Origin of the sequence: Kocuria sabuli (assembly GCF_040981185.1) — a bacterium.
Lineage (GTDB): Bacteria > Actinomycetota > Actinomycetes > Actinomycetales > Micrococcaceae > Kocuria > Kocuria sabuli.
Genome location: NZ_JAVHZE010000014.1, coordinates 21,195 through 34,722 on the forward strand (window position 1 = coordinate 21,195; position 13,528 = coordinate 34,722).

Below are 13,528 nucleotides of genomic sequence, written 5' to 3' on the forward strand. Positions count from 1 at the left end.
GCGCATCGGCCCCTCCCGATCCGCAGCCACCGGCCGCCCGTGCCCGGCTACCGGGTGCTGCGCCGAACGCGCCACCGGTTCAGCCGCAGCAGGGCCTGCACGGCCGCGCCGGCCACCGGGGAGTCCAACGCGGATCCGGCGTGGGCGATGGCCGCGTTCCACAGGGCGTCGTTGTAGGTGGGATAGGGGTGGGTGACCCCGGCCAGGTCCCGCGTGCTCAGGCGCTGCTCGACGGCCAGGGTGAGCTCGGCCAGCGACTCCCCGGCCCGGGGGCCCACGACCGTCCCGCCCAGGATCCGGCCCCGCCGGTCGACCACGATGCGGGTCATCCCGCCCGGGTGCTGCTCGGTCACGGCCCGGTCGGTGTCCCCGTGGCGGATCGTGGACGTCGTGCGCCCCTTCCCGGAGGCCTCGGTCACCCCGACGGCGGCGAGCTCGGGGGAGGTGTAGGTGACCCGCGGGACCGTGCCGCTCACGGAGCGCCGCAGCCCCAGGACCGCGTTCGAGGCCGCGGTGCTGCCGTGCACCCCGGCGAGATGGGTGAACTCGGGGTACGGGGTGACGTCCCCGGCCGCCCAGACCGTGGGCCGCGAGGTGCGCATCCTCGCGTCCACCACGACGTGGCCGGAGTCGTCGGTGCGCACCCCGACGGCGTCCAGTCCCAGGCCCTCCGTGCGGGCGGTCCGCCCGGCGGCCACGAGCACGACGTCGGCGGCGAACGCCTGCCCGTCGGAGGTGTGCACGGTGCTGCTGCCGTCCTCGTGGGCGTCGACCCGGTCGGCTCCGGCGTTCTCGACGACCCGCACGCCGTCGGACACCAGGCTCTCGTGCACCAGGGCGGCGGCGTCCCGGTCCTCCTTGGGCAGGATCCCGGAGCGCGCCACGAGGACCACCTGCGCACCGAGCCGCGCGAAGGCCTGGCCCAGCTCGCACCCGATCGGGCCCCCGCCGACGACCACCAGCCGGCGGGGCAGCTCCTCGAGGTCCCAGACGGTCTCGGAGGTCACCGTCCGGGCGTCGTCCAGGCCCGGGATCCCCGGCACCGTCGGCGCGCTGCCCGTGGCGATCAGCGTCTGGCGGAACCGCCCCCTCCGCCCGTCGACCTCGGCCTCGCCCGGTGCCGTGAACCTCGCCGTGCCGGACAGCACGGTGACCCCCGCGTCCCGCAGGGACTCGGCTGAGTCGTCGGGCTGGATGGCGGCGATGGTGGCCGCGATCCGGGCCCGGACGGCGGAGAAGTCGGTGCCGCTGCCGGTCAGCTCCCTCTCCACCGCCGAGGCCCTCGCCACCGAGAGGATCGTCTTGGAGGGCACGCACCCGGTCCACAGGCAGTCCCCGCCGGTCCGGGAACGTTCCACCAGCACGGTCCGGGCCCCCAGCCGGGCGACGGTCCTGGCGCCGACGATGCCGGCCGTGCCACCTCCGATCACCAGCAGGTCGAGCACGCCGTCGTCGAACGCCATGGGAACTCCTCGTCGTCGTGGGTGCCGCGGTGCCGGTCCCGGCACGGACGCTGTCGGCCCACCCTATGCTGTGCCCACGGACACAGCAGGTTCTCGGCGGGTGCCGGGGACCGTCGGCGGGAGGAGCGGGCATGCCGGACGAGTACGCCGCGTTCGCCCCGTTCTACGACCTCCTGTCCGCCGAGCACCCGGTGTACCGCGCGGGCCGGAGGGCCGGCGCCGCGGCCCTGGCGCCGCGGCCGGGGGACCAGGTGCTCGACGTCGGGTGCGGCACGGGACTGAACTTCGCCCTCCTGCAGGAGGTCGTGGGGAGCACCGGGAGGATCGTCGGCATCGACCGGAGTCCGCGGATGCTCGACCGGGCCCGGCGCCGGGTCCGCCGCCGGGGATGGCGCAACGTGATCCTGCTCGAGGCCGATGCCACCACCCTGTCCGCGGAGGGGATCGGAGCCCGGATCGCCTCCGCCGGTGGCCGGGAGCGCTCGGACGCCGCGCTGGCCACCTACGCGCTGTCCCTGATGCCGGACTGGGAGGGCGCGTGGCAGCGGATGCTGGCGCTGTGCGCGCCGGCGGCCTCGCTGGCCGTCGTGGACCTGCAGGAGCCCACGGGCGCCTTCTCGGTCCTGAGGCCCCTGGCACGGCTCTCGTGCCGGCTCGGCGGCTCGGACGTCCACGCCCACCCCTGGCACGCCCTGGAGCGCGACTGCACGGACGTGGTCGCGACGTCCGCCCGTGGCGGTCACCTGCAGATCCGGGCGGGCCGCCGCAGGCCGGAGCCCCCGGCGTAGTCCCTCGTGCCGATGACCTCACGTCTGCGGGCAGGGTCTAGGTTGGAACGGAACCTCGGAGGACACCGCCGCCGCATCGCTGTGGCGGTCCGTCCAGGGCGAGGAGACGGCCGGATGCCGATGGAGGCCGCGTCACCGGAGCGGTGCACCGTGGTCCGGCCGGCTGCTCGTTCCCGTCCTGCCCGGGGCACAGGAGAGCGGTGGGCCCGGGGACGTCCGGGGCCCGGAAAGCGAGGATCGGTGCAGCACACGCAGGAACGGCTCGGTGTCTCGGTCGTCTGGGAGATGCTGGAGGACAGCATCTCCCACGACCCGGAACCGAGTCTCGTGGACCTGTTGCGAGTCGTCGTCGGGGAGTGCCATTCGTTCGAGGAGAGCCTGGCCGAGCTCATGGCCCACAAGGTCGCGGACGAGCACGTCTCCCGTGAGCGGCTCGCGGAGCTGTTCACGGGTGCGCTCGCCGCGGACCCGACGATCGCGGCGAGCGCCGCCGCCGACCTGCTCGCCAGCGTGGCGCGCAACCCGGCGTATCCCAGCGTCCTGGTGCCCTATCTGTTCGCCAAGGGCTTCCTGGGACTGCAGGTGCACCGGGTGGCGCACCTCCTGTGGTGCGAGGGGCGCCGGCTCGCGGCGATGTACCTGCAGAGCAGGGTCTCCGAGGTCTTCTCGATGGACATCCATCCGGGCGCGCTCATCGGCTCCGGAGTCTTCATCGACCACGCGACCGGTGTGGTCATCGGTGAGACCACGGTGGTCGGCGACGACGTGTCCATCCTGCAGGACGTCACGCTGGGAGGCACGGGCAAGCAGTCCGGGGACCGCCACCCCAAGATCGGGTCCGGGGTGCTCCTGGCGGCCGGCGCGAAGGTACTCGGCAACGTGGTCGTGGGGGAGGGCGCCAGGGTGGGCGCGGGCAGCGTCGTGCTGGGCCCCGTCCCGGCCGGCAGCACCGCGGTGGGGATCCCCGCCCGCGTCGTCCGATCCCGGAGCGCCGGACCGCCGGCCGAGTCGATGGATCAGACCTTCGACTACGTGATCTGACGGAGGGCCTGCCGGCGGGCACCCCGCTCCGGGAGCTCGGGCCGGCGTCGTCAGGCGTCCAGGCCGTCGAGCGCCGCCTGGTAGGCCTCGTGGTAGGTGGGGAACTGGGCGACCTGGTCCCGCAGCACCTCGAGCGGCAGCCGCGTCCGGATGGCCAGCGACGCCTGGTGGATCCACTCCCCGGCCATCGGCCCGACCGCCCACGCCCCGATCAGCACTCCCCGGTCGGTGTCGGCCAGCAGGCCCAGGTGGCCGCGAGGGTCGTCCTCGAAGGTCCACGGCCGGGCGAGGGCCTGGGCGAGGTCGAGCTCCGTCGCGGCGGTCCGGATGCCGCGCTGCTGCGCCTGCTCGGGGGTCAGACCGGCGGCGGCGACCTCGGGGTCGGCGAACACCACCCGCGGGATGCCCTCGTAGGTCGCGGGGCGGGGCCGGCCGAGGATGGCGGCGGCGGCGATCCGCCCCTGGTACTTGGCCACGTGGGTGAACGGCAGGACACCGGTGACGTCGCCGACGGCCCACAGGTTCTCCCCGGCACGGCAGTGCTCGTCGACGAGGACCTCGCCGTGCTCGCCCAGCCGTGCCCCGGCCTCCTCCAGGCCCAGGCCCTCGGTGCGGGGTCTTCGGCCGGTCCCGAGGACCACCACGTCGGCGGCCAGCTCGGTCCCGTCCTCGAGGGTCACCACGCTGTCCGCGCCGTCCCGGTGCGCCGTGGCCGCCGAGGCGTTGAGCCGGACCTGGACACCGCCCTCGGACAGGTAGTGGTGGACGAGTTCCCCCACACGGGGGTCCTCCCGGTCCAGCAGGCGTTCCCCGCGGTGGACGAGGACGACCTGCACGCCGAACCCGGCCAGGAACGTGGCCGTCTCGATCCCGACCGCGCTGCCGCCGACGACCACGGCCCGCTCCGGCAGGTCCCGTGCGGTGTAGGTCTCCCGGTTGGTCCACGCGGTGATCTCCTCGAGCCCCTCGACCGGGGGGACGACGGCCTCGGAGCCCGTGGCGACGACGACGTGCTCGGCCGTGAGCTCCCGGTCCCCGATCCGGATCCGGCCGGGGCCGGTGAGGCGGGCCTCGCCCCGGATCACGGTGGCGCCCTGGTCGGTGTAGCCGTCGGCCTGGGCCGAGTCGTCCAGGTGGCGGATCATGACGTCGCGGTGCTCACGGGCGGCGGCCCAGTCCACCTCGGCGCCGGACACCCCGGCCGCCCGGTGGACCTCGGTGCGGGCCTCGGCGGGGCGCAGCACCGTCTTGGAGGGGATGCACGCCCAGTAGGCGCACTCCCCGCCGATCAGCTCCCGCTCGATCACCGCGACCCTCTTGCCCGCGGCGATCAGCGGGTCGGCCACGACCTCGCCGCCGGGTCCCATGCCCAGCACCGCCACGTCGAAGTGCTCCGTCATGTCTGTACCTCTTCCTGCTCGGACTGCTCGGACGTCGTGCCCGACAGTGCTGGTGTCGGTGCCGGCGAACGCCGCCGCGCCGAAGGCGATGACCGCCGGACCGGCGTGGCACATCCCTGCCCCGGACGCGAGACCTCCCGGAACCGGGAGGGAGACGCCCCGGGCATGACCGTGCGCTCGGGTCTCCCGGGCCCAGTCTGCACCCTCCGCGCGGGGGAAGGACGCCCACCCTCCCCATGGACTGGCCCGGCGGCGACGGGAGGATCCCCACGGCCGGCATCGCCATCAGGTCCGACGCCCCGGGGACGACCTGTCCCGGGCGAACCACCGACCGTCCACCTTCCAGGGACTCGTCGTGCTGGAGCCCGCCGAGGCGCAGAACAAGGACACCCTGGAGACCGCCGAGCAGTGCGGGCTCACGAGCATCGCCGACATGGCGGAGGTCTGCGACCGGCTGGTGATCGCGGTGACCCCCGAGTTCGCCGAGCGCGCCTACGGCCTGGCGGGTCTCGAGGAGGACTACGGCTGCGTGCCGGCCTCCTTCGAGCCGATCAACGACGGCGAGCCCCCTGACCCTCCCGGCCCTGCTCGACGGGGACGCGGACGTCGCCGACATCTTCAGCACCACTCCGTCGATCGCCGACAACGGCCTGGCGGTCCTCGAGGATCCCGGGAACGACTTCATCGCCCAGCAGGTGGTCCCCCTTACCACGGAGGGGCGGCTGCCGCAGGCGGCGGTGGACGCCCGCAACGAGCATTCCGGCGAGATCAGCACGGAGGATCTCGCCGAGTTCGACCGCCGGGTCAGCGGCGAGGAGCCGGTCAATGCGGCCGACGCCGCGGAGGAGTGGCGCTCCGCCAACGGTTGCTGAGCCAGGCGCCGGCCCGGTCGGGAACCCAGGCCCTGTCGCCGACGGGAGAGCACCTCCTGTCGACGACAGGGCCTGCGCCCTGCCTCGGTCCAGGAAACGGACCGCCCGCTGTCGGGGACGCCCGGTCCACCGCCGGTCCCGCCGGCACCCCGGAGACCAGGTGAACAGCGGGTGAAAGCTCGGACAGCATCCTTCCGGTCTGTGACCCGGGTCTCTAGTCTGGAGGGGACAGCGTCGTCGAGCACCTCGCCCGGGGCTTCCGCAGCTCCCGGTGCGCCCGATGACCTGGAGGTCCGTCCCATGACTGTTGCCGATCCGGCGCCCGCACCGTCGGGCACCGAACCCGTCCGGCTCTCGCCCGGCATCGGCGTCGGCTTCGTCGTCGATGCCACACCGGCGGTGGACGTGTCCCGGCTGTCCCGCTGCCGGATGCGCGCCGACCGGCCGGGTCTGGACCTCCGCTCGGGGGAGACCGTGCTGTGCGCCCCCTACGAGCCCTCCGAGCTGGGCATGGTCGTGCTGGTGCGCTGCGAGGCCGACGGGCACAGCCCCGGGGCGCTCCTGGCGGCGGCCGAGGTGGAGTACCTGGGGCCCGCCCTCGGACTGGCGGCCCCGCAGGTGTGGCACAAGCCCGGCAGGCGACGCTGACCGGGCGGATCCGGGACTCCCGCGTCCGGCGTCCCGACCTGGTCCGGGCCGTGCCACCCCGGGTGCGCTGTGCCCGGGGCGCAGGGCCCCGGTCCGCCCGGCGTCCGGGTCCGTAGCCGAGGGCGGTCAGCAGCGCGCCCACGGCGACCGTCATCGCGTGGTGGAACCGGGCGTGCGGGGCCCGCTGCTGCACCGACCGCCGGGATCCGCAGCGCGCGGGGCGCGGACCTACTCGTCGGTTAGGGAAATGTGCATGAAGCGTCACGGAATCCGTTGTCGGCCGGAACACCGGGTGCCTACCGTCGGGGGCGGGGCGACCACTCGGTCCGACCACGTTCCCCAGGATGAAGGGCGCTGCCATGGACCACGAGCCATCCCCGTTCGTCGAGGCCCGGAGGGGCACGACCTCCCTCGGCCCGGACCACGAGTTCCCCGCCGACCTGGCGGGGCTGGCCCTGGTCGAGCTGCAGGTGCTGCACAGCAGGATCTGTCACCAGCTCGATCACGAGTACCTCACCGGTCCCGACGGGCCCCACCCGGTGACCCTGGACCGGTACCGGGAGCTCAGTGCCCAGCTCGACGCGCGGGAGGGAGCGGCGGCCAGGGCGGCCTCCTGAGCCGGCGGAGCACGGGAGGTCCCGTGCGCGACGGCGACGGCGCTGAGCGTGCTCGCCGGGAAGCGGCAGAATGGAGAGCCGGCGGCAGACCTGCGCCGAGCCTGCTCCCGGGCGATGTCGTCGCCTCGGTGCCGGTGGTCGCAGCGACGCCGTGCCGCAACGACGCCGTGCCGCGCCGCGGGGTGTCGGCCCGGGAGCGCGTCGCGTCACCCGCCGGTCAGCGCTCCGGGCGGCCGCGTCGGTGGGGAGGGTGCTGGTTCCCCGCCCGCCAGTTCCGGGAACAGCCGATGGATGGGAGTCCGGATGAGTCCTGCCGAGCCGGAGGGGTGGAAGCACCGGCGCGGGATTCCTCGTGCCGCCCGGCCCCGGACCGTCGTGGTGCTGGGCATCGACGGGTCCGGGAAGACGACCGCGGCCGCAGCGCTCGTAGCGGCGGAGCGGGACGCGGGCCGGCCGGCACTCGTGCTGCGCAACCGGTCCGGGCGCCGCTGGCTGGCCCGCGCCTCGGCGCGCGTCGGGGTCGAGGTCCCGGTGCGCCTGCTGGACCGGATCGAGACCGTGGTGCGCACCGCCAACGTCCTGGTGTCCCGGGCCCGGGCCGGGCACCGGACCGGTCTGGTGGTCGTCGACCGCCACCTGGTGTGCCAGCTGGTGCTCCGGCGGGTCCGGGGCCTGCCCCCGGGCCGTGTCCTGCCGTGGCTGGCGGTCCGGTGGCTGCGACAGGACACCGTGGTCGTCCTCGACGTCCCGGCCGGGACCGCGCGGGAGCGGATCCTCGACCGCGGGGAGGACGACGAGACGATGGAGCATCTGCGGGCCGCCCGGTCCGCCTACCTGGACCTCGCCCGGACGTGGGGCTGGAGCGTGGTGGACGCCACCGGGACGACCGAGGCGGTCCTCGCCCGGCTCACGGACGCCGCCGGGTCCTGACCCACCGGCAGGACTGCGGTGGCCGTCGGCGCTCGCGGGGCCGGGGCGGCGCACGGAGTCGGTGGGAAGGCCTCCGCGCGGGCACCGGGGAGCCGCGCTGTATCCGACCTGCCGGCACCCTGTCCCGCGCGGATGGGACACTCCGGGGATCCGGCGGCCGGGTCCCCGTGACGGGTGGGAAACAGGGGCTCGTCGCCGGGAGCGGGCGGTGCCCGGCTCGAAGGCGCGAACCCGTTCGCCGCGATCTCCGGGCCCCACTGCCGGGCGCGGGGGCCCGATGGCGGGCCCGCTCGGCCACGGGCCCTCGGGAGCAGCGGAACGAAGGCGGCCCAGGCGGTGCCACCGTGCGCCCGCCGGAGCGCCGGATCCGCGTCCGGACGGCGTTTTTGCAGGTCAGAGGCCCTATGTTCGGTGTGCTCGGTCCCGGGCGGCTGACCGCAGCCGGTCGGCGGACACGGGTGCGGTCCCGGTCCCGGTCCCGGTGCGCGGACGGAGCGCCGGGCCCGTCCCTGCCCGTGACGTGTCCGGCGGGGGCGGACGCGCGACCGTCGGACGCCCCCGTAGTGGGGACGCCCGGTGGTCGCCCGAGCCCGGTGCGTGTGCACATGATGGAGGGGGCGGGGAAGTGCTCGGGCGCTCCTGCCGGTCGCCGGCCACAGCCGGCCGGGCGGCCACGTCCGCCCGGGATGGGGGAGAGGCAGTTCATGAGCTCAGTGGTGCTCGAGGCCCGGGACCTGGAGAAGGTCTACGGCCGGGGGGAGAACGGCTTCGCCGCGCTGCGCGGGGTCGACCTGCGGATCGGGGCGGGGGAGTCGGTGGCGATCGTGGGCCGGTCCGGATCGGGCAAGTCCACGCTGATGCACCTGCTGGCCCTGCTGGACGCCCCCACCGGTGGCTCCGTGGCCCTGCACGGGGCGCCCACCGCGGCGATGACGGCCCGGGAGCTGAACCGGGTGCGCAACGGCTCCTTCGGCTTCGTGTTCCAGCAGTTCTTCCTCACCGCCCACGAGACGGTGCTGGAGAACGTGGTGCTGCCGCTGAAGATCGCCGGGGTGCGGCCGGCCCAGCGCCGGACCCGGGCGATGGACGTGCTGGAGCGCCTGGAGCTGGCGGAGAAGGCCTCCAGCCGGGCCACGGACCTGTCCGGGGGGCAGAAGCAGCGGGTGGCGATCGCCCGGGCACTGGTCAACGACCCGGCGGTGATCTTCGCCGACGAGCCCACCGGCAACCTCGACTCCTCCACCGGGGCGGTGGTCCAGGAGCTGCTCTTCGGGCTCCAGTGCGAGCGGGGCATCACCCTGGTGGTGGTCACCCACGACCCGGAGCTGGCCGCCCGCTGCGACCGCCAGGTCCACCTGCGCGACGGGCGCGTCGTGCCGGCCCCCGGCGTCCCACCGCACCGGCTCGAGCTCGCCGTGCCGGACGGTGCGGGCGCTGTGCTGGGCAGCCCGGCGGACGTCCTCGGCGTGGGCGGGGGCACCCGGTGAGGCCGGCGGACCTGGTGTCCTCGGCGGTCACCAGCACCTGGCGGGGCCGGCTGCGCACGATCCTGACGGTGCTCGCGGTGTTCATCGGAGCCTTCGCCCTGACCCTGACCTCGGGGATGGGCATCGGGGTCAACCGGTACATCGACGACACCGTGGCCGCCTTCGGGGCCGCGAACTCCCTGTACGTGCAGAAGTCCCAGCCGCTGCTGGAGATGTCGGCCGGCACCGGACCGCGCACCTACGACCCGGACTCCACCCAGATCGCCACGGGCTTCGGGGTCTCCTTCGAGGGGCTCAGCAGCGAGGACATCAGCACGATCGAGGGCGTCGACGGGGTGGCCTCGGTGGAACCGGTCTACGACGTCGCCCCCAGTCACCTCGTCAGCGCGGAGGGTGAGCGGTTCCAGCTCACCCTGGGCATCCCGGTCGACGGCGAGGGACTGCAGATGGTCGCCGGGCGCACCGCGGCGGAGGGCGCCGACGAGATCGCCGTCCCGGACAGCTGGGTGGCCGACCTCGGGTTCGCCTCCGCCGACGAGGCCGTCGGCGGCACCGTCGAGGTGGTCATGACGAACCTGGCGGAGGAGACCAGGGCGTACGAGGCCACCGTCTCGGGAGTGACCCAGGCCAGCCTCGCCGGGGTGGCGATGAACCCGATCCCGTCCACCTCGTTCAACGAACGCCTCTACGCCTACCAGGTCAGCGGAGCAGCCCAGCCGGTCCCGGCCAGCTACATCATGGCCCGCGCCGTCATGGACGACCCCGCCCAGGCCCCCGCGGTCCAGGCCCGGCTGGAGGAGGCGGGGATGATCGGCTCCACGGTGGAGGACCAGCTCGGCATGTTCCGCGCCGTCATCGACGCCGTCGTGTGGATCCTCAACGCCTGCGCGGTCATCGCCCTGCTCGCGGCGAGCCTGGGCATCATCAACACGCTCCTGATGTCCGTGCAGGAGCGCACCCGCCAGATCGGGCTGATGAAGGCGCTGGGCATGAGCGGGCCGAAGGTCTTCGGCCTGTTCTCCCTCGAGGCCGTCTTCATCGGCCTCCTCGGCGCGCTCATCGGTGCGACGACCGGTGTCGTCGGGGGGACGTGGCTGAGCCGGGTGCTCGCCGAGGGCCTCCTGTCGGGTCTGCCGGGGCTGTCGCTGTTCACCTTCCGGGCCCCGACCGTGGCCCTGATCGTGGTGGCGGTGATGGCCATCGCGTTCCTGGCCGGCACGATCCCCGCCGCGCGGGCGGCGCGGAAGGACCCCATCACCGCCCTGCGTCACGAGTAGCGGCCCGGTCGCCGACGGCGTCGCGATGGCTGTGGGCCGCCGGGGAGCCCCCTCCTCGACCCCGGTGCCGTCCTCCCGCCGCCCTCGGGGTGTCGGGGGAGCCTCCGGTGGCCGACCGGTGCGGTCCGGCCGGAGCGCCGGCAGCACGGGAGCCGGAGGCGTCGGCGAGGACCCTATGATGGGTGTCCGTGACCCTTGACTCGCAGCTGACGCTGCTCAGCACCGTGCTGCTGCTGGCAGCGACCGGATGGCCGTTGCTCTTCAGCATCCGGCGGCGTACGCGCTGGTCCGGCACGAGGGCCGCCCGGACGGGGCAGCCCGCCCGGGCGCGATCCACGCCGTTCGTGCTGCCGGCGGCACTGATCGCCACCAGTGTGGTGCTCCTGCTCCTCGAGGGCGTGCTCTGAGCGAGGGCGTGCTCTGGGCGAGGGCCTGCGCTGATCGAAACCTGCCCTCCGGCGCGGGTCCCGGCGAGGTGCTGCGCGTCCACGGCGGAGCGGCCCGGGCTCAGGCGCTGCGGCCCTCCCGGCGGTCTCCGGCGCGGTGGTCCTCGGGGTCGCTGCGAGGGCACGGGGGTGCGGCCGTTCCGTCTCGGAGCCTGCCCGAACCCGCCGCGCCCGCGACCGGATCGGCGGCGCGGCGGCGATCGAGGTGGAGCACGTAGAGCACGACCGCACCGGGCACCGCCACCAGCAGCATGACCGCCGGTGTGCCGGTGGCCACGGCCAGCAGGGCCACTCCGGCGGGGACGGTCAGGACGAACAGCCGCAGCCCCGTCCTCGTTGCTCGGTTCATCACCGTTCTGCTCCTCCCCGTCGCCGCTCGCCACTCCGGACGGACCCCCCGGCACCTGGCGGCGGCCGCCCCCGGTCGGCGGAGGCGCAGCACCCCCTGCGGTCCCGGAGCGGCCGAGCAACCGGTCCCGCATCCGATCCGGCCCCGCGTCGGCGACAGCACCCCCGGCCGTGTCCTCGAGATCCTCGACACCCCGCCCATGCTCGCCGGTGCAGGTGACCGGGCGGTGACCGGCAGGTGGCCCTTCGGTGTCCGGCCCTTCGCTGTCCGGCCCGGTGCGGCCGAGCCGGCCGGTGTGCCGACGGGCCGCGGAAGGACGCGGCAGGAGGGCGGGAGGTACGGCCTTGTATGTTGACGCATCAAGTTACTCTGGTGTATGAAATAGACAGGAACGAACAGCACACCGCAGGAGGCAGTCCGATGGCACACATGCTGATCACCGTCACGACCGGCGTCGGCAGCCTGGCGACCGCGGTGGCCGCCACGGGGCTGGGCCTGTCGATCGCGGCAGGCGGCATGCCGCAGCCGCCACTGGTCGGGCTCATGGCCGCCGGTGTGGTGGCGCTGGTCCTCGGGTTCGTGTGGCACTTCGAGGAGCAGTCCCGCACGTGGTCCCGGCAGGTCGCGGGACGGCGCCGGGCCCGGCAGCTCGGCGCCCGGTCGGTGCGGGACACTCCGCCCCGGCCGTCCGCGGGAGGCACGCGCCGGCGCTAGGCGGGCCGGACGACCGTCGTCGTCGGGGTGCAGGTCTCGGCGCCGGGCAGCCGGAGGCTACGGGAGGGGTCCCGGGTCCAGCTCCACGACGAGGATCGGCAGCATCAGCCGCTCGGCGGTGAAGGACACCACCCGGGCGTGCGGGATGCCCTTCTCGCGGACGAAGCGGCACGCGACCAGCCCGTGGTCGCGGTTCTGGCCGACCATCAGGAGCCAGCGCGTGCCCGAGGCGTCCACCGCGTGGGCCTGCCGTTCGAGGTCCTTGCCCGCCGGGTCCTGCGCGGTGCTCCGCTGGGCGAAGCGGGCGGCGTAGGCGGCCATGTCGGCCTCGGTGCGCAGCATCCCGGCGGCGACCCGGTGCAGGTCCTGGCTCCTCAGCGCCGGAGCGATGTCCTCGTCCCGGACCTCGAGGATCGGGTCGTCCGTCCTGCCGTCGACGACGGGCCGGCCGGTGTAGGTCCTGCGCCCGATGCGTCGTACGCGCTCGTCGTCCTTGTGGAGCTCCTGGTAGCCGGTGATCAGGGCCCTGATCTCGTGGTCCAGGTCCCGCCCCTCGGGTTCGCCGCGGTCTCGGGCCGACGGTGACTGGGACACGGGCGCCTCCTGTGGCTGAGCTCGTCGGCGCTCACCTCGGCGGCATCGCTCCGGCGGGCGCTGGCTTCGGGGTCAGTGGTCGTCGGACGGGGATCCGGTCTCCGCCTGCACGTCCTCGGTCGGAACGGGCCCGTCCTCGGCCGGGTCGGCGTCCAGGCGCTGGTTGTCGACGGTGGTGACGTCGGTCAGCGTGTCGTCGTCACGGATGCTCAGGTCCTCCTGCTGGAGTTCGGCGAAGGCCTCGCCGCGGTCCTCGGGCTGCTGGGCGGTCATCTTGACGCTCCTCTCCTCGACGGTGGTGCTTCCGATCCTATGCGTCCGCCGCCGCTTCCACGGCGTCTTCTACGGCGTCGCGCCGGGTCCGTCCGCGGCGAGCAGCCGCAGCAGGCGCTCGAGCTCCACCCGGTCCTCCGGGGCGAGCCGGGAGAAGTACTCGTCGGACTCGCGCCGCTGGTCCTCCTGGATCCGCCCGCGCAGCGCAGTGCCGCGGGGGGTCACCGACACCAGTGTGGCGCGCCGGTCGGTGGGATCCGCGACCCGCTCCACGAGCCCCTTCTCCTGCAGCAGGTCCACGACCTCGGTGGCCGAGCGCGGGGCGATGCGCAGGACCTCCGCCAGCTCCTTGACCCGCAGGCCCGCTGCTCCGCGGTCCCGTGCGCACCCACCGGTTCCCCCGGGCCGGTGCGGGCCCGGTCCCGCGTGCCCGGCGAGCGCGTTGAGCGCCCGGAACTGGTGCGGGGTCAGGCCGAACGGCGCCAGCTGGAGGGCCCACCGGCGGCGCAGCCGGCGGAAGGTGCCGTGCAGGAGCTCGCCGAGGGAGGCCGGATCGGGGTCGCTGTGGGGCATGGCACCATCCTAGCGGTCTTGTGGGAAGCCTCATAGTGAGGTAACCTCCTCAATAG

At 74.5% G+C, this 13,528-nt stretch carries 16 protein-coding genes; 10 read left to right on the forward strand and 6 right to left on the reverse strand.

Annotated elements, in window-relative coordinates; all coding sequences use genetic code 11:
• Nucleotides 1-47: 47 nt before the first annotated feature.
• Complete coding sequence (locus tag RE027_RS13185; protein WP_368808734.1) at nt 48-1,463, reverse strand: dihydrolipoyl dehydrogenase family protein; 1,416 nt, start codon at nt 1,461-1,463, stop codon at nt 48-50.
• A gap of 131 nt (nt 1,464-1,594) precedes the next feature.
• On the opposite strand from RE027_RS13185, the gene RE027_RS13190 reads away from it, so the two are divergent.
• Nucleotides 1,595-2,251: a class I SAM-dependent methyltransferase gene (locus tag RE027_RS13190; RefSeq protein ID WP_368808735.1), complete on the forward strand. Its 657-nt coding sequence runs from the start codon at nt 1,595-1,597 to the stop codon at nt 2,249-2,251.
• 240 nt (nt 2,252-2,491) lie between these two features.
• Nucleotides 2,492-3,292 (forward strand): serine O-acetyltransferase EpsC, encoded by an 801-nt coding sequence (gene epsC, locus RE027_RS13195; protein WP_368808736.1) that lies wholly within the window; start codon nt 2,492-2,494, stop codon nt 3,290-3,292.
• Nucleotides 3,293-3,342: 50 nt separating this feature from the next.
• Here epsC and RE027_RS13200 read toward each other — a convergent pair whose 3' ends face one another.
• Nucleotides 3,343-4,692: a dihydrolipoyl dehydrogenase family protein gene (locus RE027_RS13200; protein ID WP_368808737.1), complete on the reverse strand. Its 1,350-nt coding sequence runs from the start codon at nt 4,690-4,692 to the stop codon at nt 3,343-3,345.
• A gap of 614 nt (nt 4,693-5,306) precedes the next feature.
• Here RE027_RS13200 and RE027_RS13205 point away from each other — a divergent pair.
• The 7 genes from RE027_RS13205 to RE027_RS13235 all read left to right on the forward strand — a co-directional run bounded on the left by RE027_RS13205 (nt 5,307) and on the right by RE027_RS13235 (nt 10,930).
• Nucleotides 5,307-5,564, forward strand: coding sequence for a glycine betaine ABC transporter substrate-binding protein (locus RE027_RS13205; RefSeq protein ID WP_368808793.1), 258 nt, complete (start codon nt 5,307-5,309; stop codon nt 5,562-5,564).
• 300 nt (nt 5,565-5,864) lie between these two features.
• Complete coding sequence (locus RE027_RS13210) at nt 5,865-6,212, forward strand: hypothetical protein (RefSeq protein WP_368808738.1); 348 nt, start codon at nt 5,865-5,867, stop codon at nt 6,210-6,212.
• Between the two features lie 359 nt (nt 6,213-6,571).
• Nucleotides 6,572-6,829, forward strand: coding sequence for a hypothetical protein (locus tag RE027_RS13215; protein WP_368808739.1), 258 nt, complete (start codon nt 6,572-6,574; stop codon nt 6,827-6,829).
• A 303-nt stretch (nt 6,830-7,132) separates the two neighbouring features.
• Complete coding sequence (locus RE027_RS13220; protein ID WP_368808740.1) at nt 7,133-7,759, forward strand: AAA family ATPase; 627 nt, start codon at nt 7,133-7,135, stop codon at nt 7,757-7,759.
• A 704-nt stretch (nt 7,760-8,463) separates the two neighbouring features.
• Nucleotides 8,464-9,246 (forward strand): ABC transporter ATP-binding protein, encoded by a 783-nt coding sequence (locus tag RE027_RS13225; RefSeq protein WP_368808741.1) that lies wholly within the window; start codon nt 8,464-8,466, stop codon nt 9,244-9,246.
• 14 nt (nt 9,247-9,260) lie between these two features.
• Nucleotides 9,261-10,523: an ABC transporter permease gene (locus RE027_RS13230; RefSeq protein ID WP_368808742.1), complete on the forward strand. Its 1,263-nt coding sequence runs from the start codon at nt 9,261-9,263 to the stop codon at nt 10,521-10,523.
• A 188-nt stretch (nt 10,524-10,711) separates the two neighbouring features.
• On the forward strand, nt 10,712-10,930 hold the full coding sequence (locus RE027_RS13235; protein ID WP_368808743.1) for a hypothetical protein: 219 nt from the start codon (nt 10,712-10,714) through the stop codon (nt 10,928-10,930).
• Between the two features lie 100 nt (nt 10,931-11,030).
• Here RE027_RS13235 and RE027_RS13240 read toward each other — a convergent pair whose 3' ends face one another.
• Nucleotides 11,031-11,318: a hypothetical protein gene (locus tag RE027_RS13240; RefSeq protein ID WP_368808744.1), complete on the reverse strand. Its 288-nt coding sequence runs from the start codon at nt 11,316-11,318 to the stop codon at nt 11,031-11,033.
• A gap of 420 nt (nt 11,319-11,738) precedes the next feature.
• Between RE027_RS13240 and RE027_RS13245 the strand changes: the two genes are divergently transcribed.
• On the forward strand, nt 11,739-12,032 hold the full coding sequence (locus RE027_RS13245) for a hypothetical protein (RefSeq protein WP_368808745.1): 294 nt from the start codon (nt 11,739-11,741) through the stop codon (nt 12,030-12,032).
• A gap of 57 nt (nt 12,033-12,089) precedes the next feature.
• Here the strand turns inward: RE027_RS13245 and RE027_RS13250 are convergent, their stop codons facing one another.
• From RE027_RS13250 to RE027_RS13260, 3 genes are all read right to left on the reverse strand, one after another.
• Entirely contained in the window at nt 12,090-12,626 is a 537-nt protein-coding gene (locus tag RE027_RS13250; protein ID WP_368808746.1) for a hypothetical protein, read from the reverse strand.
• A gap of 72 nt (nt 12,627-12,698) precedes the next feature.
• Complete coding sequence (locus RE027_RS13255; protein WP_368808747.1) at nt 12,699-12,899, reverse strand: hypothetical protein; 201 nt, start codon at nt 12,897-12,899, stop codon at nt 12,699-12,701.
• Nucleotides 12,900-12,968: 69 nt separating this feature from the next.
• On the reverse strand, nt 12,969-13,472 hold the full coding sequence (locus RE027_RS13260; RefSeq protein WP_368808748.1) for a MarR family winged helix-turn-helix transcriptional regulator: 504 nt from the start codon (nt 13,470-13,472) through the stop codon (nt 12,969-12,971).
• Nucleotides 13,473-13,528 lie beyond the last annotated feature (56 nt).